This window comes from Oceanobacillus senegalensis, assembly GCF_900176885.1.
Classification (GTDB): domain Bacteria; phylum Bacillota; class Bacilli; order Bacillales; family Amphibacillaceae; genus Oceanobacillus; species Oceanobacillus senegalensis.
The window spans coordinates 1,104,106-1,125,263 of sequence record NZ_LT839648.1 but is presented as its reverse complement, the minus strand read 5'-3'; the positions used below and the strand labels follow the sequence as shown (position 1 = coordinate 1,125,263).

General features: G+C 35.6%; 20 protein-coding genes. 2 read left to right on the top strand and 18 right to left on the bottom strand.

Annotated features, from left to right (window positions below):
* Window positions 1-8 precede the first annotated feature (8 nt).
* The 6 genes from CAO17_RS05270 to CAO17_RS05245 all read right to left on the bottom strand — a co-directional run bounded on the left by CAO17_RS05270 (window position 9) and on the right by CAO17_RS05245 (window position 8,590).
* Window positions 9-2,210: a RelA/SpoT family protein gene (locus CAO17_RS05270; protein WP_085991810.1), complete on the bottom strand. Its 2,202-nt coding sequence runs from the start codon at window positions 2,208-2,210 to the stop codon at window positions 9-11.
* 308 nt (window positions 2,211-2,518) lie between these two features.
* Entirely contained in the window at window positions 2,519-3,031 is a 513-nt protein-coding gene (locus CAO17_RS05265) for an adenine phosphoribosyltransferase (RefSeq protein ID WP_085991809.1), read from the bottom strand.
* The gene (gene recJ / locus CAO17_RS05260) at window positions 3,021-5,333 is read right to left on the bottom strand and encodes a single-stranded-DNA-specific exonuclease RecJ (protein WP_085991808.1); all 2,313 of its coding nucleotides are present in this window, start codon (window positions 5,331-5,333) and stop codon (window positions 3,021-3,023) included. Before recJ ends, CAO17_RS05265 begins: the two co-directional genes overlap by 11 nt.
* 211 nt (window positions 5,334-5,544) lie before the next feature.
* Window positions 5,545-5,877 (bottom strand): LapA family protein, encoded by a 333-nt coding sequence (locus CAO17_RS05255; RefSeq protein ID WP_085991807.1) that lies wholly within the window; start codon window positions 5,875-5,877, stop codon window positions 5,545-5,547.
* A 108-nt stretch (window positions 5,878-5,985) separates the two neighbouring features.
* A complete protein-coding gene (gene secDF / locus CAO17_RS05250) occupies window positions 5,986-8,256 on the bottom strand; it encodes a protein translocase subunit SecDF (protein ID WP_085991806.1) in 2,271 nt (756 codons plus the stop codon).
* A gap of 34 nt (window positions 8,257-8,290) precedes the next feature.
* Window positions 8,291-8,590, bottom strand: coding sequence for a post-transcriptional regulator (locus tag CAO17_RS05245; protein WP_085991805.1), 300 nt, complete (start codon window positions 8,588-8,590; stop codon window positions 8,291-8,293).
* A gap of 110 nt (window positions 8,591-8,700) precedes the next feature.
* Between CAO17_RS05245 and spoVB the strand changes: the two genes are divergently transcribed.
* The gene (gene spoVB / locus CAO17_RS05240) at window positions 8,701-10,251 is read left to right on the top strand and encodes a stage V sporulation protein B (RefSeq protein ID WP_085991804.1); all 1,551 of its coding nucleotides are present in this window, start codon (window positions 8,701-8,703) and stop codon (window positions 10,249-10,251) included.
* Between the two features lie 143 nt (window positions 10,252-10,394).
* Entirely contained in the window at window positions 10,395-10,778 is a 384-nt protein-coding gene (locus tag CAO17_RS05235) for a TIGR04086 family membrane protein (RefSeq protein WP_085991803.1), read from the top strand.
* Window positions 10,779-10,863: 85 nt separating this feature from the next.
* On the opposite strand, the gene yajC is transcribed toward CAO17_RS05235, so the two are convergent.
* From yajC to obgE, 12 genes are all read right to left on the bottom strand, one after another.
* Window positions 10,864-11,118, bottom strand: a complete 255-nt coding sequence (yajC, locus tag CAO17_RS05230) for a preprotein translocase subunit YajC (RefSeq protein ID WP_085991802.1) — start codon at window positions 11,116-11,118, stop codon at window positions 10,864-10,866.
* 34 nt (window positions 11,119-11,152) lie between these two features.
* Window positions 11,153-12,292, bottom strand: coding sequence for a tRNA guanosine(34) transglycosylase Tgt (tgt, locus tag CAO17_RS05225; RefSeq protein WP_085991801.1), 1,140 nt, complete (start codon window positions 12,290-12,292; stop codon window positions 11,153-11,155).
* Between the two features lie 16 nt (window positions 12,293-12,308).
* A complete protein-coding gene (gene queA / locus CAO17_RS05220) occupies window positions 12,309-13,337 on the bottom strand; it encodes a tRNA preQ1(34) S-adenosylmethionine ribosyltransferase-isomerase QueA (protein ID WP_085991800.1) in 1,029 nt (342 codons plus the stop codon).
* Between the two features lie 55 nt (window positions 13,338-13,392).
* Window positions 13,393-13,590 (bottom strand): DUF2905 domain-containing protein, encoded by a 198-nt coding sequence (locus CAO17_RS05215; RefSeq protein WP_085991799.1) that lies wholly within the window; start codon window positions 13,588-13,590, stop codon window positions 13,393-13,395.
* Window positions 13,590-14,591, bottom strand: coding sequence for a Holliday junction branch migration DNA helicase RuvB (gene ruvB / locus CAO17_RS05210; RefSeq protein WP_085991798.1), 1,002 nt, complete (start codon window positions 14,589-14,591; stop codon window positions 13,590-13,592). The genes CAO17_RS05215 and ruvB overlap by 1 nt, the downstream gene beginning before the upstream one ends.
* 24 nt (window positions 14,592-14,615) lie before the next feature.
* Window positions 14,616-15,215: a Holliday junction branch migration protein RuvA gene (ruvA, locus tag CAO17_RS05205; RefSeq protein WP_085991797.1), complete on the bottom strand. Its 600-nt coding sequence runs from the start codon at window positions 15,213-15,215 to the stop codon at window positions 14,616-14,618.
* A 121-nt stretch (window positions 15,216-15,336) separates the two neighbouring features.
* A complete protein-coding gene (locus CAO17_RS05200) occupies window positions 15,337-16,071 on the bottom strand; it encodes a YebC/PmpR family DNA-binding transcriptional regulator (RefSeq protein WP_085991796.1) in 735 nt (244 codons plus the stop codon).
* 86 nt (window positions 16,072-16,157) lie between these two features.
* Window positions 16,158-16,721, bottom strand: a complete 564-nt coding sequence (locus CAO17_RS05195) for a YhcN/YlaJ family sporulation lipoprotein (protein ID WP_085991795.1) — start codon at window positions 16,719-16,721, stop codon at window positions 16,158-16,160.
* Window positions 16,722-16,787: 66 nt separating this feature from the next.
* The gene (gene nadE, locus CAO17_RS05190; RefSeq protein ID WP_085991794.1) at window positions 16,788-17,528 is read right to left on the bottom strand and encodes an NAD(+) synthase; all 741 of its coding nucleotides are present in this window, start codon (window positions 17,526-17,528) and stop codon (window positions 16,788-16,790) included.
* A gap of 322 nt (window positions 17,529-17,850) precedes the next feature.
* Window positions 17,851-18,744 (bottom strand): SafA/ExsA family spore coat assembly protein, encoded by an 894-nt coding sequence (gene safA / locus CAO17_RS05185; RefSeq protein WP_179151892.1) that lies wholly within the window; start codon window positions 18,742-18,744, stop codon window positions 17,851-17,853.
* 230 nt (window positions 18,745-18,974) lie between these two features.
* Window positions 18,975-19,829: a prephenate dehydratase gene (gene pheA / locus CAO17_RS05180; RefSeq protein WP_085991792.1), complete on the bottom strand. Its 855-nt coding sequence runs from the start codon at window positions 19,827-19,829 to the stop codon at window positions 18,975-18,977.
* 42 nt (window positions 19,830-19,871) lie between these two features.
* Entirely contained in the window at window positions 19,872-21,152 is a 1,281-nt protein-coding gene (obgE, locus tag CAO17_RS05175; protein ID WP_085994410.1) for a GTPase ObgE, read from the bottom strand.
* Window positions 21,153-21,158 lie beyond the last annotated feature (6 nt).

Sequence of the window (21,158 nt, the reverse complement as noted above, 5' to 3'; positions counted from 1 at the left end):
TTATTCCATTAATGCAATGTTCTGGTAACACTGTAAACATCCCTAATTTGTTTAATTCGTTCAACAACTTTTCTAAGATGATGTGTGTTATGAATAAGAATGGTAATTTGTATTATCGCCATTTTATTACGGTCAGACCTACCATTCACATGGGTTATGTTGGTCTTCAGCTCATTTACTGCTTGTAAAACTTCATTTAATAATCCTCTTCGATCATAAGCAGAGACCTCTAAATCAACGTGATATTGTTTATCAATAGTCTGTGAACTTCCCCATTCTACATGTAGAAAGCGTTGTTTTGCTTCATCAGACTGGACATTGGGACAATCCGAACGATGAACAGACACTCCTCGACCTTTTGTGATATACCCGACAATATTATCCCCGGGAACTGGATTACAGCATTTAGCAAGTCTAACTAATAAATTATCCACACCTTCAACACGAACACCCGAATCTTTTTTATGTGCCTTTCTGTTACGAACACTAGAGTTAACCTCATGAATAGTCTGTTCAATATTTTGTTCTTTCTGTTTTGCTTCACGAATTTTTTCCGTTAACCGAGTAGCAATTAATGCTCCAGTAATCCCTTGATAACCAACTGCTGCATACATGTCCTCTTCATTAGAAAAATTGAATCGCTCACATACTCGTTGAAGGTTTTCAGGCGTTAATACTTCCTTAGGATTAATATTAAGCGCTCGGATTTCCTTATCAACTACTTCTTTTCCTTTTAGAACATTTTCTTCTTTTCGTTGCTTTTTGAAAAATTGTTTAATTTTACTTTTTGCTTGTGATGTTTGTGTAATTTTTAACCAATCCTGCGATGGTCCATAAGAATGCTTGGAAGTCATTACCTCAATAATATCACCATTTTTTAATTTATAATCTAATGGTTCCATTTTCCCATTAATTTTTGCACCGACAGTTTTATTGCCGATTTCAGTATGAATTTTATATGCAAAATCCAACGGAACAGACCCTGAAGGAAGTTCAATAACATCCCCTTTAGGTGTGAAGACATAGACCATATCAGAGAATAAATCAACTTTAAGGGATTCTATAAATTCCTCGGCATCATGTGTATCACTCTGCCAATCTAAGATTTCTCTAAATAAAGTAAGCTTTTCCTCAAAAGTCTTAGTCCCTTTTTTAAGTTGCTTCCCTTCCTTATAAGCCCAATGTGCAGCTATTCCATATTCAGCAATTTCATGCATCTCTTTTGTGCGAATTTGAACCTCTAATGGGTCTCCTTTTGGTCCTATAACAGTAGTATGCAGGGATTGATACAGGTTTTGCTTCGGCATCGCAATATAATCCTTAAAACGTCCTGGCATCGGCTTCCAGTTCGTATGAATAATTCCAAGAGCTGCATAACAATCTTTAATGTTATCAACAATAATCCGCACCGCTAATAAATCATAAATTTCATTGAATTGTTTGTTTTGTTTCACCATCTTTTGGTAAATACTATATAAATGCTTAGGCCTACCTGACATTTCAGCATCTATGTTTACTTCTTTTAATTGATTAGTTAACTCCTCTATAACCTCATGAATATAATTCTCACGTTCTATTCTTTTTTGCTTCATTAAATGCACAATTCGATAATATTGCTGTGGGTTTAAATATCGTAAAGCTGTATCTTCTAATTCCCATTTAATCGTCGAAATTCCTAAGCGATGTGCTAACGGTGCAAAAATTTCAATCGTTTCATTTGCTTTAATCCGTTGCTTTTCTGGCGGCAAATGCTTTAGGGTTCTCATATTGTGAAGTCTATCTGCTAACTTAATAAGAATAACCCGAATATCCTTTGCCATTGCAACAAACATTTTCCGATGATTCTCGGCTTGTAAATCCTGTTTAGATTTATATTTTATTTTCCCTAATTTGGTAACACCATCTACTAATACTGCAACTTCATGATTAAAAGCTTTCTCTAAATCATCAAATGTATAGTCTGTATCCTCAACAACATCATGCAAAAAGCCACCTGCTATCGTTTCAGCATCCATCTCTAGGTCTACCAATATTCCTGCAACCTGTATAGGATGGATAATGTATGGTTCGCCGGACTTTCGATACTGCTCTTTGTGCGCTTCTTTTGCATATTCATAAGCCTTATTAATAAAAGCCATATCATTGTCAGATAGATATTTGCCAGCAACTTCGTTAATGTCTTCAATTGTATAATTATCGTCTTTAGCCATAAGATCACCTTTGTTCTACTATCCTAGGTATAATTGCTTCCTGCTTATATCTTAATACTGTTAAATATAACCTTCATTATATGTTCTTTCAAACTTTGTGTCTACTATAATTTTAACATTAATTCCAACTAATAAGTAATATCAGGCTAAACTAACTTTAATGTAACATTTTAAATTAAAAAACTTATAAAATAAAACAAAGTAAAGTACAAAAAAATATATAATAATAGGTCTGACGAATTTTGCAATATCATCAGACCTATTTACCTGCATTTTTTTTACTCATTCAAGCCCAGATTACGTATTATTTAGTATTTCATAAGTGTTAGGACATCATAATCTTTTAACTTATCCATTCCATCTAAATAGCTTAATTCAATAAGAAAAGCACATCCCGCAACGATACCGCCAAGTTCTTCTACTAATTTAATCGTTGCTTCAATGGTTCCGCCAGTTGCTAATAAATCATCTGTTATTAACACACGCTGCCCTGGTTTAATAGCATCCTTATGGATAGTTAATACATTTGTTCCATACTCTAAACCATAGTCTACTTTTATGACTTCACGAGGTAATTTTCCTTCTTTTCTTACTGGAGCAAATCCAATTCCTAATGCATAGGAAACAGGACAGCCAATAATAAATCCTCGAGCCTCTGGTCCGACTACTATATCAACCTCTTTATCTTTTGCATACTCAACGATATCGTTAACCGCAGCTCTGTATGCCTCTCCATTATTCATTAATGGTGTGATATCCTTAAATTGAATTCCTTCTTTCGGATAATTTTCTACAATCTCTATATGCTGTTTATAATCCATTCAAAATTTCCTCCTTGGCGGTTTCCGTATAATCCATACAACTTGAAAACCAATTCCTTAATTCATCATAATTTGAGTAGTATAACGTTTTTTCAATTTCAATGCGATTCATTCGTTTCTGGTATAGTTTTGAATCTGCAAGATCTCGTTTACTTGGGTTCGGATTAATCTGAACAACTCCATCATTTATTCTAACAAAATCTAATTCATAAAACACCTTAGAAATAAAAATAATGCGTTCTTTACTCCATCCCTTAGCATTCATAATAGCCGCTAGTTCATGTTTTAAATCTAGTTCTTTACGTTTTTTTATTAGCGCATAATACCAAATAAATTCATCTCTAGTTGGAAAGGTTGTTAAATAGGCACTGTTTTCAACAGTATAACAGGTATGAATAATTTTTGGACGAGTTGCTTGAACGATGTCTCGTAAAACTTTCAGATTAGGTGGTAAATCACAAATATATAATATATCGATATGTTGAAATTCTTTGCTATTTATATCATAGGAAATATGTTCTATGTCTCCATCTAACCGCCTCTGACCATCTATAGTCAATGCTAAAGCAGTTTGGTTAAATTCGCGCGGTATAGTAAAATATTTTCTTCCTCTATTATCAAATAGCTGCCAAGTATCGATTCTTATATCTTGAATCATCATCTGCACTTTTTTATTTCCATTCCATTCATTAATGCCTAATTCCCCGATAACCTTAATAGGAGTTTTTGGGGCAATGTTTGAAAATAAATCACCTATTCCAAACCCAATTGCTTCTAATTTAATATTATCTTTTTTAAATTGCATTTTAAGATGATCCCTAGCACTACCAATTTGCCGTAAATCGCTTGGGATTTCTTCAATTTGAAAAACGGGTTTAGGATTCATCATTCCGAATGGAGCTAACCTAGATATTTCTTGTATTAACTCTATATTAATATCTGTAATGGAAAGCTTACTACAAATCTCAATTTCTTGTTTAAAATCCTCTTCGTGTAATTCTGAAAAAATAATTTGATTTAAATTAGTTTTTAATTTATCCAGATTCTCCAGTGGAAGTGTCATCCCTGCAGCCTGTGCATGTCCGCCAAAATGGTTAAAGAGTTCTCTGACCTCCATACAACCCTGGAATAAATCAAAGGCCGGAATACTTCTTGCGGAACCCTTAGCTTCCTGTGATTCAGGTTTAATTGTTAACACTATGGCAGGACGATCATATTTTTTCACTAATCTTGATGCTACTATTCCTAGCACTCCTTCATTCCATCCTTTTTTTGCTACAACAATAACCCCTTCATCAGCCTCCACTACTTCCTCTGCTTCTTTTACAATTTCATTTACTATTTCTTTTCTACGTTCATTTATGAGTTGAATCTCTTCGGCTAGTTCAGTAGCTTCTGTTATGTTATCTGACATAAGAAGTTGAACTGCAAGATCCGCATCTTGAAGACGACCGACTGCATTTAACCTAGGACCTATTGAAAAACCAACATCCTCTTCCGTAACATTACCTTCAATTTGGCACACATTTTTTAATGCCTTTATCCCAGCATTTTTTGATATAGTCAATGCATGTAGTCCATAAAAGGCAAGAATCCTATTCTCATCTATTAAAGGTACCAAGTCCGCAATCGTTCCTATAGCAACGAATTCAAGTAAATGCTTTGGAAAGTATCCTAAAAGTTTTTCAGCAAATTTAAAAGCAACTCCGACACCGGCAAGCTCCTTGAAAGGATATTCAGGGGAACATTTTGGATGGAGAATAGCAAAAGAATCTGGTAAATCCTGAACTTCATGGTGATCAGTAATAATTAAATCTATACCTAATTCCACTGCTACCTGTGCTTCATGTATTGCTGCTATACCTGTATCTACAGTTATTATTAAAGAATATCCATTTTTATATGCTGCTCGAAAGGCTTGTTCATTCGGACCATACCCTTCCGTAAAACGATTTGGTATATAATAGTCACAATCCGCACCTAATTCTAGTAATGCTTTTAACATTACGGTTGTTGAGCTAACCCCATCAGCATCGTAATCACCAAATACAAGTATTCTTTCATTATCCCTAATAGCCTGATGTACCCGTTCAGTTGCTTTATCAATGGAACTTAAACGGTTAGGGCTATGTAAATTTTGAATATCAGGTGATAAAAATTGCTTTGCTTCTTCTATTGTATTAATCCCTCTTTGAAATAACAGTTGCTTCACAATAGGAGATAATTCATTTAACTCTTCCATCCACGGCATTGGTTTATTTACTATTTCCGTGTACTTCCATTTTGATTTACTTTGTAACATAGATTCACCCCTGACTAATCTATTATACTAGAGCATATCAGGGGTAGCAAATAAGAATATTTTCCTTTGTAAGGTGACTGCATTATTTAAAGGTTACTGTTTTGGCATGAAGATATAATATGTCATCGTATACCACTATAAAAATACACTCCAATTACGGCACATAATACTTCCATTACAACATAAAACTTCCATACTGTATAAAAATGGCCTATTCCTCTTTCTCTCCTTCGACGTTACCCATGTTTTCTTTTACTTCTTCCAATTGATTTTCTTGCATATAATGTTCTCGTTTCACTTCTAAGGCTTTGTTTGTATTCTTCAATCGCTTATTTTCTCTTTGCAATTGAAACATCTTTATAGCACCAACGGCAGCGGTAATTAAACCACCCATTAATACAGAGAACAATATGACAAGAATAAGGGGTATTTCTCCATTCCAGAAGAAGAAATTAACCTCTACTGGCTCCACATTCATAATTGCGAAGACAGTAATTATTATTACTAAAATGATTGCTAGTATAACATACGTTTGTCCTTTCACACGTTAACCTCCTAAAAAGTTTAATATACCCATTACTTAAATTACCCTTTTCTTTAAAAACAAATCAAACCCTTACAGTTTTTTCTGTAAGGGTTTAGTTTGAATATACTATACTTGTGGACCATCAACGCGTTTTTTCTTTCTAAAATCAAGTGGTTTATCCTTAATAGATTTACCACGCCATACAAGCCAAATCTGCGCAGCAAGGAATAAGGACGAATAAGTACCTGCTAATAACCCTACTGCTAGCGCAAGAGCAAAGGTTGTAATAGATGAAGCACCTAGGATTAAGAAAGCGAAAACAGCTATTAAGGTTGTAATTGCTGTATTCATGCTTCTTGTAAACGATTGGATAAAACTTCTATTTACAATCGTTGCAAGATGCTTAAAGGATTTGACTCGTTTTTCTAATCGGATGTTCTCTCTAATTCGGTCAAAAATAACAATCGTATTATTAATCGAATACCCAACAATGGTTAAGAGTGCGGAAACAATGGTTATGTCAAACTCAATTTGTGTAATGCTAAATACCGCGAGCATAATAAATACATCATGAAACAGTGCAATTAAAGCAGTTAATGCAAAGAAAAATTCAAACCGTAATGTTACATAAATGATGATGAATATGGCTGCAATAGAAACTGCATAAATCGCATTTTTTACTAGTTCTTGTCCAACAATTGGAGAAACAACACTGACAGTTGGGGTTTGTCCATATTTATCGACAAAATAATCCTGTACTTTTGCAACGTTGTCCTCCGTTAATACATCTTCAAATCGTGATACTGCAATCTCGTTATTATCACCTGATAACACTATAGATTTTGCTTCATACCCCAATTCTTCAAAGCCTTGTTCAACTTCCTCCGTTGTTAAGCTATTATCTGAAACGACTTCTATACGAGATCCGGCAGTAAAATCAATTCCGGGATTAATTTGGAATACAATAAATGAAATTACCCCTATGATAAAGATGAGACTAGTCCCAACAAAAAGTTTCGTCCGATGTTGTACAACATTTACGTCACGGTTAAATAATTTCGGTTCCTCACCTGAGTTATCTGCAATATCCTTAATCTCAGTCTCTTTTACTGCAAGCCAGCCTTTACGTTTGTTTAAAGAACCACTTTGAACCCAAAAACTGAGCAATAACCTTGTACCAAACACCGCTGTTAGAAAACTCACTAAAATACTAATAATTAACATAGTTGCAAATCCTTTTACAGAGCTTGTACCAAAAACAAATAATACAGCTGCTGCTATAAGGGTTGTTAAATTAGCATCTAGGATTGTTGTGAAGGAGTTTTTCGTACCAGCTTTAAACGCTGCTTTTACAGATTTTCCAACTCGTAACTCCTCTTTTATACGTTCAAATGTAATAACATTCGCATCTACTGCCATTCCAATACCTAAAATAAGTGCTGCAATGCCAGAAAGTGTCAATACCCCGTTCATCAATTCAAAGACTAATAAGACAATATACGTATAAATGATTAAGTTTATTGATGCAATAATTCCTGCAAAACGATAAACAGCTAATAAGAATAAAATTATAAGTGCAACACCGATAATACCTGCAAACACTGTCTCACTTAATGCCTGATCACCGAATTGTGCTCCAACAGAATTAGAATAAATTTCGGTCATATGGACTGGTAATGAACCAGAATTAATAATATCTGCCAATTGCTTTGCCGAGTCCACAGTGAAATTACCACTTATCATGACATTCGTAGTATTTAACGTTTCATTTACACTTGGGGCAGATATATATTTAGGGTCAGCCTTTCCAAATTCTTCTGCAAATGAATCCCCTTCCCTGTAATCCATCCAAATGACTAGTAGATTATCAGGATATGGTGTTTGCGGATCATTCATATTTTTAATTTGACTTGTTACTTCACCAAATTTACTGGCATCCTTTAATTGTAGTGATACGATTGGCGCATTTGTTGTCGGGTCAAAATCCTGTGAAGCACTTCCTTCTACAATATCCGTACCACTCAATAATACATTATCATTTACATCACGGAACGATAGTTGGGCAGAGGTTCCAATTAATTCCCTGGCTTCAGACTGGTCCCCAACTCCTGCCAATTGAACACGAATCCTATCGTCCCCTTCAATGTTAATTACTGCCTCACTTATTCCAAGTCGATTGACACGGTCATTTAACGTTTCCACCGTGCCCTCCATTAGACTTCTCGTAACCTCCTGAGACTCATCAACTGGTTCTACTTCATACAAAATTTCAAATCCACCCTGAAGATCGAGTCCTAGATTAATATCTTTCGTAACACCTGTAATCGTTGTTCCAATCGTTAATGCAAATAGTAATACGATTAGAAAAAAGGCAACGATTCTGCCTCTCTTTTTCATGTATGAATTGCCTCCTACTTCTTATGTACAATCTTTAATCGTTTGCTTCTCCTTCGCTCGTTAATGCGGAAATAGAAGCCATTAAATCAACATTTTCATATGAATGAACGGTCAAGTAACTTAAGTATACACTAGAACCTAAATGAAATATATCCTGAACCGTTTCGTAAATTCGTTTTTTAGGATTCCCCTTCCATACTTTTTCTATTAAACATTTCCAAATATCTTCACTTGTAGCCTGAGAATAACCTAATTCCTGAAATTCCCTTGATTTACTATCTAATACCGGTTTAACCTCATGTTTCCATTCATTTACAGGTTGAAAGACTTCCATAATTTCCCTCCTATTTATCTGGAAAATTTGCTTGTCATGCTTGGCCATACAAATAGCATATATATCATTGTATATGAATTTTTATTTTTTGAGAAGGCAGGGCGACCAATATGACCAAACAAACATTTTTAAAAGGAGCTCTAATTTTAATATTTGCTGGAATGATAACGCGATTTCTCGGTTTTATTAATCGTATTGTTGTAGCTAGATTAATGGGGGAAGAAGGTGTAGGTTTATATATGATGGCATTACCTACCCTATTTTTAGTTATGACCTTAACTCAGCTTGGACTTCCGGTAGCTATTTCTAAAAGAGTAGCTGAAGCAGATGCAATTGGTGACCAGGCGAAAGTAAAAAGGATATTAATCGTCTCGTTAGTCATAACTTCTATTACGAGTATTTTATTTACCATTATCATGGTAATTGGAGCACCATTTATTGCCACAACATTACTTACAGATGAAAGAACGCTTTACCCTTTAATAGCAATTAGTCCTATTGTTCCTATTACAGCCGTTTCTGCTGTTTTACGAGGGTACTTTCAAGGAAAGCAAAATATGAAACCACAAAGTTTTGCACAGGTAATTGAACAAGTCGTACGGATAACTTGTGTTGCTTTATTTATTAAGTTCCTCCTTCCATACGGTGTGGAATTTGCAGCTGCCGGTGCAATGGTAAGTGTGATTCTAGGAGAATTTGTTTCAATGCTATATATGATAAATAGCTTCAAACGTAAGAAACGAATAAAAGTTCGAACCAATTTCTTTTCCTATCTTAAATCAAGTAAGGGAACATTAAAAGAGTTATTTTCCATTTCTTTGCCTAGTACCGGAAGCAGGATGATAGGTTCGGTATCCAATTTTCTGGAGCCAATACTCGTTGCACAGAGTTTAGCTATTGCGGGAATTACAACCACTCTAGCTACCAAGCAATATGGGGAATTAACCGGTTATGTATTACCCTTGTTATACCTCCCTACTTTTATTACACATTCTTTAGCAATTGCACTAGTCCCAAACATTTCAGAAGCAGAGGCGAAGAATAATCGCAAACTTATACATTATCGTATTCATCAATCCATCCGAATTTCCTTTGCATCTGGAGCGATAGCAACCATTGTATTAACTTTATTTTCGGTACAAATTCTTACCTATATGTATGGAACAGGAAGTGCTAGCCCTTTCATCGTATTAATGGCACCTTTTTACATTTTGTTATATATTCAATCACCGCTTCAAGCCGCTCTGCAGGCTCTTGATTTAGCTAGACCAGCGATGTGGAATAGTCTAATTGGTGCAATGGTTAAATTTATTGTTCTATTTATACTAGCATCAAACCCAAACTTCGGTATTATGGGTGTCGCGATTTCCATGAGTGTCGGAGTTGTATTAATAACCTTATTACACTTAATAACATTACAAAATGCTATTCAATATTCTATTCCTTTTAAAGATATTAGTAAAATGATTTTACTCATACTACTAACGTGGGGTACAGGAACCCTATTGAAAAGAATGTTTGATATGTTTCAACCTAATATTTTATTCTTTTTACTCACACTCTTAATTTTATTAATTATCTACCTTGGATTTTTAATACTTTTAAGGTTTGTAACTAGAGAGGAATTAAAACAATTACCTTTCCTTCAGAAGTGGATTTAATGGTACTGAAAAAATGATAATACAATTGTGTTCAAAATTATTCATAAAAGAATACAGAATCTCAAAGGTTTTTCTTCTACTTTTTTAACATTGTGAATAAGATGTCTATATAAAATGGACAAAGACTAAAAGGAGGAAAATAAATGAGAAGACAGTTATTTCATGGTCTATTATTTGGTTGGATTGTCGTACTAAGTCTTATTCTTGTTTCTAGTATCATTATTGCTTTCTTACTAAGAGTAACTTCCTTAGAAGAAAGCTTACTTTCATGGATTGCGTTAGTCATTGGCATCCTATCATTATTTGTAGGTGGTTTAATAAGTGGATTAAAAGGAAAGACAAAAGGCTGGATAATCGGAGGTCTAACCGGGGTTGGCTTTACTGTCTTTACATTCCTTGTACAATATCTTGGGTACCAACAAGGTTTTTCCTTAGAACAAACCTTACACCACCTAGGTTACATCTTTGCAGCACTAGCAGGAGGTGTCATTGGTGTAAATATACTAGGAGACACTAGGGAATCTTAATCTGATAGTATATTTCAAAAAAGTTGTCCCACCCAAAAGTGTGAGACAACTTTTTACCTTTCCCTATGTATGAAGTAATTTTTTGTTATTGTTGTTGTTTTACTTCTCGAACAGCAGTACGATCATAGGTAAGCTTAGTACCGTTTTCAGTAATCAATACAACAGTACCTTCATCTAGAGCATGAATCTTACCATGGAAGCCACCAATAGTAATTACGTCATCCCCTTTTTGTAAACTCGTTTGCATTTCTTGAACTTTCTTTTGTCGTTTTTGTTGTGGACGAATTAGTAAGAAATAGAAAATAACAAACATAAGAATAAGCATTATTATGGAATACATTATATCCCCTCCTTCTATAAATATTATTGATTAATTAAAAATTTTTTGCATCTGGCTTATTTAAGCCATATTGCTCAAAAAATTCTTCTCTAAAATCACCAAGTCGATCTTCTTTAATTGCAGTTCGTACTTGCTCCATTAATTTTAACAGAAAATGTAGATTATGATAAGTTGTAAGTCTGAAACCAAATGTTTCATTGCATTTTACCAAGTGACGAATATATGCACGGGAATAATTCTGACAAACATGACAATCACATTTTTCATCAATTGGACGAAAATCACGTGCATATTTCGCGTTTCTCACTACAAGTCGACCAGTAGATGTCATACATGTCCCATTACGGGCAATTCTTGTTGGCAAAACACAGTCAAACATATCAATCCCACGAATCGATCCATCAATCAAGGAATCTGGTGATCCTACCCCCATTAGATAACGGGGTTTATTAGTAGGTAATAATGGTGTTGTAAATTCTAACACACGGTTCATGACATCTTTCGGTTCACCAACAGATAGTCCTCCTACAGCATAACCTGGAAAATCTAGAGATATTAAATCCTGGGCACTTTGTTTTCTTAAGTCTTCGTATTCTCCACCTTGTACAATGCCAAATAATCCTTGTACATCTTTATGATTATGGGCCCGAAGACAGCGCTCAGCCCAACGCGATGTTCTTTCTACAGATGCTTTCATATACTCGTGTGAAGCTGGATATGGTGGACATTCATCGAAAGCCATCATAATATCAGATCCAAGTGCGTTTTGAATTTCCATTGCCTTTTCTGGTGATAAAAAGAGTTTGTCTCCATTCAAATGATTCCGGAAATGAACACCTTCTTCTTTTATTTCTCTCATATCACTTAGACTAAATACTTGGAATCCGCCAGAGTCTGTCAGAATAGCACCATCCCAGTTCATAAATTTATGTAGTCCACCTGCTTCTCGAATAATATCTTCCCCAGGTCTAAGCCATAAATGATATGTATTAGAAAGTATAATATTTGCATTCATTTCCCGCAACTCTTCTGGACTCATTGTTTTTACAGTTGCTAATGTTCCAACAGGCATAAATGTAGGAGTATCAAATGATCCATGTGGTGTGTGGACACGCCCAAGTCTTGCACCTGTTTGTTTATCTGTTTTAATTAATTCATACGTTATCGGTGTCATTTACATACGTCCTCTTCTAAATAATTATCATAGCGTCTCCAAAACTGAAGAAGCGATATCGTTCTTTTACAGCTTCATTATACACATTGAGTATTGTTTCTTTATCAACCAATGCACTTACAAGCATGATTAGTGTTGATTTTGGTAGATGAAAATTCGTAATTAGACCATCAATTGCTTTAAAATCATATGGTGGATAAATAAATATATCGGTCCAACCACTTGACTCAACAAATCTTCCATCATGATCTCTTACAATAGTTTCTAAGGTTCTTGTTGAAGTTGTTCCAACAGAAATAATTCTTCCACCATTGTCATTAATTTTATTCAATATATCCGCTGTTTCTTTTGTCATTTGGAAAAATTCAGCATGCATCTCATGCTCCTCCACATTATCAACACTTACCGGTCTAAACGTTCCTAAACCAACATGAAGTGTGATAAATGCGATGGTAACCCCCATCTCTTTAATTTCTTCTAATAACTCTGTCGTAAAATGAAGACCAGCTGTAGGTGCAGCGGCAGAACCTTCCTCACGTGCATATACGGTTTGATATCTGTCTTTTTCCTGCAATTGCTCTTTTATATAAGGGGGAAGTGGCATTTCTCCTAATTTGTCTAGCACCTCGTAAAAAATACCCTCATAAGAAAATTCTAAAATACGCCCACCATGTTCCTTATACCCTGTACAAGTAGCTCGCAATAATCCATCACCAAATACAAGTTCAGTACCTTCTTTCACCTTTTTAGCTGGTTTAGTTAGTACTTCCCATGTATCGTTCTCTTGCTGATGAAGTAACAGAACTTCGATTTTTGCACCAGTATCCGCCTTCACACCGTATAAACGAGCAGGAAGTACTTTTGTATCATTTAATACAAGGCAATCTCCTGGCTTTAGATAATCTTTAACATCAGAAAAATGCTGATGTTCCATTTCTTTTGTATGTTTATTTAATACTAAAAGGCGTGAAGAGGTTCGATCCTTTAAAGGGGTTTGGGCTATAAGTTCTTCCGGTAAATCGAAATCAAAATCTTCAATATTCATTGTAAATCTCCTATCTATTGAATCAAGGCTAGTAGAGCCTTCCAAATACATGCTGTTAACGAAAACGACCAATGATGGCAAAAATCAAGGTTAAGAGGATACTAATAATTATGGAAGTAACGATTGGAAAATAAAAAGACACATTTCCTACTTTAAATTGTATATCTCCTGGTAATTTTCCTATAAATGTCCATATTATACCGATGACAAGAAAAATAATCCCTAATACAATAAAAAGTTTTCCCAAATCCATTATTCCTCATGCCCTTTCATGCCAAAATGTTGAAACGCTTTATTTGTTACAATTCTTCCTCTTGGGGTTCGTTGAATAAATCCTATCTGCAACAGATATGGTTCATACACGTCTTCAATCGTCTGTGGTTCTTCACCAATTGTTGCAGCTATCGTATCTAACCCAACTGGTCCACCTTGGAACCCTTCCATAATCCCCTTTAAAAACTTGTGATCCGTATGGTCTAAGCCAACATCATCAACCTGCAACATACTTAATGCCTCTTTTGTCGATTGAAAGCTTATTTCCTCTTCCCCTTTGACTTGGGAAATATCTCGAATCCTTTTTAATAACCGATTGGCAATCCTTGGAGTACCTCTTGATCTCCTAGCGACTTCGAGGGCGGCTTCTTTTGTGATGGATGTTTCAAAAATTTCTGCAGTACGTTCGACAATCGAACAAAGATCCTTCGTTTCATAAAAGTCTAACCTACTAAGTACACCAAATCGATCTCTAAGAGGGGCTGATATTAGTCCGGCTCTAGTTGTCGCCCCAACTAAGGTAAATGGTGGTAAATCGATTCGAACGGATCTTGCACTTGGTCCAGAACCAATTACAATATCTAAAAAGAAATCTTCCATAGCAGGGTACAAAACCTCCTCCACCGTCCGAGGCAAGCGATGTATTTCATCAATAAACAATACATCACCCGGTTCGAGGGAAGAAAGGATAGCAGCCAAATCCCCCGCTCTTTCTATTGCTGGACCAGACGTTGAACGAAAGCTCACACCCATTTCATTAGCAATGATAGCAGCGAGAGTAGTCTTACCTAATCCAGGTGGACCATATAATAAAACATGATCAAGTGGTTCTTCACGCATCTTTGCCGCCTGGATAAATATCTTTAGATTCTTCTTTACCTTATCTTGTCCTATATATTGATTCAGATTATTAGGTCTTAGGCTTTGTTCAATGGTTATATCCTCATCTTGCATTTCCCCTGTCACCATACGATCATCCATTTGTTTGCTCCTCCCTTCTCTCTATTATTTCATTAATAAACTTAAAGCTTTTCGAATGATCTCATCTGTATCTTTAGCAGAAAGTTTTTGTAATTCAGGCTGAATATGTTTAAGCTCTTTTTCTGTATAGCCCAGCGCCTTTAATGCTTCTATAGCTTCTCCGATTTCCTTGATTGGTACAGAATTTTCTTTTTGATTGTCAGAATCAGTTGTGATAGAAAACTGATGGGTTAGCTTGCCTTTTAAGTCCAAAATAATCTGTCGTGCTGTTTTTTTGCCTATTCCAGGAAAGCTAGTTAGGAATTTATCATCCTCTCGCTCAATCGCTGCAACAAATCCATTGATATCAACAGATCCTAATACTGCCAATGCCCCCTTTGGTCCTATTCCAGACACTGAAATAAGCTTTGTGAATAGATATTTTTCCTCTTCATCCTTAAACCCATAGAGTATTTGAGCATCCTCACGTACATGGTGATATGTAGTTACCTTTATTTCCTTATTCATAGACTCTTGAAAAACAAAGGGATTCGGGCATACAATTTCGTAACCAATCCCATTTACATCAATCAGGATTGACTCATCTTGAATTGATGTTAAAATCCCTCTAATATATGCTATCATCTGCTTCTCTCCTATTCCCATTCTAACATGACTTGTAATAATACATAAAACTTCTATTTCTAGTTAGAAATAGAAGTTTAGTAAAATCTAAGCAAATCATGCCGATCCACCCAAAATTTTCTTATAAATCACTTTCCTCAAGATTATGATGAATATCCTGAATATCTTCATTATCTTCTAGTGTTTCAATAAGGGTTTGCATTTTTTCTGCATCTTCATCAGAAACACTGTTATAATTTTGTGGAATTAATGTCACTTCACTATCCTCAACGTTATAGCCAGCTTCAGTTAATTGATTAACAACAGCTTGAAAATTTTCTGGTGTTGTAAATATTTCATACGCACCATCTTGTGGAACGATATCATCTGCACCAGCTTCTAAAACCACTAGTGTTAACTCATCTTCATCAACTTCCCCATCTTCATTGTTAACAATAATGTAACCTTTTCTATCAAACATAAAAGAAACACTACCATTTTCACCTAGATTCCCACCGTTTTTCTTGAAGGCATGACGAACTTCTGATGCAGTTCGGTTTTTATTATCTGTTAACACGTTTAGGATTACGGCTATTCCACCTGGTCCATAACCTTCATATGTTAGTTCTTCATAATTTGCTCCATCTAAATCCCCTGTTGCTTTTTTGATATTACGTTCTATATTATCATTTGGCATATTATCTGCCTTAGCTTTTTCTACGGCAGTTCTTAAAGCTGCATTAGTAGCTAAATCGCCACCGCCCTGTTTGGCAGCCGTATAAATATCCTTAGCATGGCGCATAAAGACTTTTCCTTTTTTAGCATCCTGAGCATTTTTTCTTTTTTGTATATTTTTCCATTTAGAATGACCAGCCATTGGGCATTCTCCTCTCTTGAAATTTCCTTTTTAACTATATCAAAAATTTAGCCCATATAAAAGTAAAACCTTTGCCAAAGCAAAGGTTAATCGGTCTGATTAATAAGATTATCAAAAAATTCTTCTATATTTTCGCCATTTTTCCCTGCATTATATCGAGCATTAAAATTCTTCATCCGATCCCATTGAATATCATCTGTATACACAATAATTTGTTTATCTGGAACCATTTTCTCTACTTCTTTTTTGATTGCTTCCGAATCATTAGATGCATCATGATTAAAATGCTTTCTTAACATAACTGCAACGATGATTCGATCGTCAATAGATGCTACCTGAGCTTGGATAATATCCCTATTTTTTGTTAACTCTTTAGTAATACGTTGGGTTTCTTCATTCACAAACGGATCCTGGTAATCCACATTACCTATATCCATCATATCTTGTTTACCTTTTGGATATCTACCCTGTTCTGCGGTGGGATTGTTAGGACTGACATTTCTTGATTCATGTTCTTTTTTCGAATCATAATGAATCGGCTGTGTATCTAAAGTGTCTGTATTTGTTTGAGCATTTTCATCTTGGTTTGTACAGCCAACTGCTACAGTCAGTACAAAACCTATAATAAAGATCGTTTTCTTTTTCAACATAAAACAACCTCCCTTACAAATAGTTTGTTTTAGGAAAGTTGTTTTACTCAGTTAATTAAAGGAAATTTAAGATCTTCTAAATTGTGGCAGACCTTCCCGCTTATGGGCAGATCGTTTGTGAAGTCTTTCAATAATTTCCTTATCTTTTTCAGGGATATCTTCTCCTCTAAGATAAGCATCAATACGAGCATAGGTTGTTCCCATTTCATTCTCATCGGTTTGATTTTCCCATAAATCTGCACTTGGCGCTTTATTTATAACTGTTTCTGGTACATGAAGATGTTTTGCCATTTCATAAACTTCTGATTTCGTAAAATCAACTAACGGTAAAATATCTACACCACCATCTCCGTACTTCGTAAAATATCCAGTGTACCATTCAGCAGCATTGTCAGTACCTACCACCAAATAACCGTAATTCGTTGCAACGGTGTACAATGCACTCATTCGTAACCTTGCTCGTAAATTCGCACCGACTATTTGGTCTGTGTCCTCCTTAAAGTCTCCCTTTTTTTCCAATTGATTTCTAATATATCCATACATGAGTTCATGCGTATCAGTCAAATCAAGTGTTAATGATGAAATACCAGACTGATCAATAACTTTTTGGCCATCTGTCATATGTTCAGGCTTTGTATAAATTGGTAATAAAACACCTAGTGAATTTTCTGGTGCAGCCTGTTTAATAAGATTAGCAACTACCGCAGAATCAATCCCACCACTTACACCAACTACAAAACCCTTAGCGCCAGTCTTCTGTAACTGCTGTCTAAGCCAATCTATAATTGCATTCACATGCTTTTCCATTCTTAAGTCCCCCTTATGTAAGGTAAAACAACATTAAATATGAAGTATAAGATAATTTTACCATTAATACAATAAAATTCAAAAAAACGGCTGTTTTGCTATTGTCCTTCCGTCTATAGTTTAACCGTCCCTTTTCCTTTCATGATGAAAATAGAGTAACACTACCACATAAATTCCACCAAATAATGTCTCAACACCCGTATTAGCAAAAGGTACTCCTTTTAAGCCAATCATGCAGTCCAATGTTCTTACAAAGTAAAAAAACCGCTCAGTTTATCTGAGCGGTCCGAATGCCATAAAAAAAGATAGCAAAAATGCTGATTTATTCGTTTTCACTTTCTTCATTCTCTCTATGCTGTGATCCTGCAAAATTCGGGAAAGTTGGTGGACTTGGATAATTAAAAGAGATGTCTTGACCTTGGTATTGTGGAGGATACATTTGTCCTTGCATGTGCTGTTCAGAAGGCATCATTGGTTGAAATCCTGGATTCGGATAATAATTCATTGGCATTTCTTGTGTCATCGTTGGTGAATTACCACCACAGCCACAATCATCTGATTCTACTGGAAACCCTTGAGCTGGTTGTGCTGGCATGAACATATCAGGCATAAACGCTGGATGAGGTACAGGTGGATGACATGGGTGATGACATGGATGATGACATGGATGAACATAAAAACAACATGGAAGCATAGATGGCATAGGATGATGCATCGGTTGTTGTATTGGAGCATGATGCATTGGTTCTTTTTCTGGTTTCGGTTGAACTACAGGTTCCTTTTTTGCTTTTTCCTTTGGTTTTTCTTTTTCTGGATAACTCGGCATCTTAGGAAAGTAAAAATCAAAGTCTTGATCTATGATTGTTGGTGCCTGCATAATTGGCTGCATTGGTAGTTGTGGCGGTTGCACCGGCATCTCCGGTTTTACTTTTTTTGGTTTTTCTTTATCATCTTCTTCAATGACAGGCATTGGCTTTGGTGAAGTATCCTTGTATGGTTTCTTCGTTTCTTTTTTTACAGGTTTTGGTGTTTCCTTCACTTTCTGCTCTTTTTTTACAGCTTTGGTAGTACTTGGAATCTTAATTTTCATACCAGGCATAATCATATCCGGAGTAGCTAACTGTGAATTCGCTTGTTTTAATTCTTCAAAATCCACACCATACTGTTTCGCTAATTCCCATAATGTATCCCCTTTTTGCACGATGTGTATCTTCAAAATGAACCATACTCCTTTCATTTTCTTCTATAAAACTGGGCTAATTACTATATCAACATATGCAAGAAATGGATAAATGTTTACCAAATGAGTAGAAACATATTACAGAAAGGATTTTTTTACTATAGCACTCCAATATAATAATTCTACAAAATACGATGTAAGAGCAAAAAGTTTCCAAAAATACCCTTAGAAAAACCGTTGACCTTCTTAAAGATCAACGGAAAGAATTATAATTTCATATTATAAACTGGATAAGTTCCTAATACTGTTACATTACAGCCCAATGCTTCTAATTCCGCTTTCACTCCAGGGAATAGGGCATCATCATATTCCTGATCGACATCCACTATAAAAAAGTAATTTCCTAACCCTGTTTTTGTTGGCCTGGATTCAATTTTGGATAAATTCATCTTTCTCCAAGCAAAGGCAGATAAAATTTGATGTAATGCACCAGATTCGTCATCTGGCAATGTAATTAGGAGACTTGTTTTTTCGCCTTCCTTACTATGTTTAATCTTTAATAATTCCTCATCTTTAGTAAGAACAACAAATCTCGTATGGTTATTTGGATAATCATGAATATCTTCCTTTAAAATTTTAAGATTATATTCTTTTGCTGCTAGCTCATTCCCAATAGCTGCAATAGGTTCATCTAATTTCTCACTTATTAATTCTGCCGCTCTACCGGTAGAAGAAGAGTATTGAATCGCTGCATTAGGAAGATCCCTATGAATAAACTGGTGACATTGTGCAATTGCATGACTATGTGAATGTATTTCTTTAATATCAGAAAAATCACCGTAAAAATTAGGATGTACTAACAAATGTTGTTTTATCGGTACCACAATTTCTGCTGTTATAGGTAACCGAACTTGATGGACAAGATAATCAACCGTTAATTGAACTGTCCCTTCAATAGCATTTTCTACTGGGACGACACCAATATCTATTGTTCCTTGCTCAACAGCATCAATACATTCTGGAATTGTAGTAAAACTCACTTTTTCTTCCCCATTAAAAACAGAATCTACTGCCATTTTAGTAAATGTTCCCTTTGGTCCTAAATATCCTATGGTTGTCACGAAATCTCCCCCTAATTTCTCTCTAAAAATTAAGTAATTTTATTAATCAACAAATTCAAATTCAAAGTCAAGCAAACGAATGGTATCTCCGTCCTTAGCTCCTCTTTCTCTCAAGGCATCATCCACACCCATTCCTCGTAGTTGACGAGAAAACCGTTGAATTGCTTCATCTCTTGCAAAATCCGTCATTTTGAATAGTTTCTCAATCTTGGTTCCAGAAAGCACGTATGCTCCATCATCATCCCTTGAAATGGCAAAAGGTTCTTCTTCTCTTTGATATCGATACACAACTTCTTTTTCCGGTTCATCTATTTCTGGTGAAATCTTCGGTGTCTCTTCTAATTTATCAGCAATTGCAAAGAGAATAGCTCTTACCCCATCCTTTGTTAATGCTGAAATTTCATAAGTCGGTATATCCTCATTGAGCTTTTCTTTAAACTCTTTCAAATTATCTTCTGCACCTGGCATGTCCATTTTGTTAGCTGCAATGATTTGTGGGCGTTTTAATAAACTAGGATCATACTCTTTCAGTTCGTTATTAATTTTTTCAAAATCCTCATACGGGTCTCTACCCTCTATACCAGCCATATCAATAACATGAACGATTAAACGAGTGCGTTCGACATGACGAAGGAATTGATGTCCTAGCCCGACTCCTTCATGAGCCCCCTCAATAAGCCCAGGCAAATCAGCCATAACAAAGCTTCGATGATCCTCCGTGTCAACTACTCCAAGATTGGGTGATAAAGTGGTAAAATGATAATCAGCAATCTTAGGTTTAGCTGCACTAACCACCGAAATAAATGTTGATTTACCAACACTTGGAAAGCCAACTAAACCAACATCTGCAATTACTTTTAATTCTACTCGAATATTTTTTTCTTCACCAGGCTCTCCGTTTTCAGCAAATTCAGGAGCTGGATTTCTCGGCGTAGCAAAACGAGAGTTACCTCTTCCTCCTCGCCCTCCATGAACAATTACAGCCCTCTGTCCATGTGAAGTTAAATCCGCAATGGTTTCTCCTGTATCCTCATCAATAACAGTCGTTCCCGGTGGAACAGGAATAACCAATGGATCAGCATTTTTACCATGCTGATTTTTGCTCATTCCATTTTCACCACGTTTACCTTTGAAATGGCGATTATACCGAAATTCCATTAATGTATTTAACCCTTCATCCACTTCGAAAACAATGTCAGCACCATTACCTCCATCGCCACCTGCTGGTCCGCCCTTTGGAACGTATTTCTCTCTCCGGTAGGCAACCAGTCCGTTCCCGCCATCACCAGCTTTGACGTACACACTAACCTGATCTACAAACATTTCTTT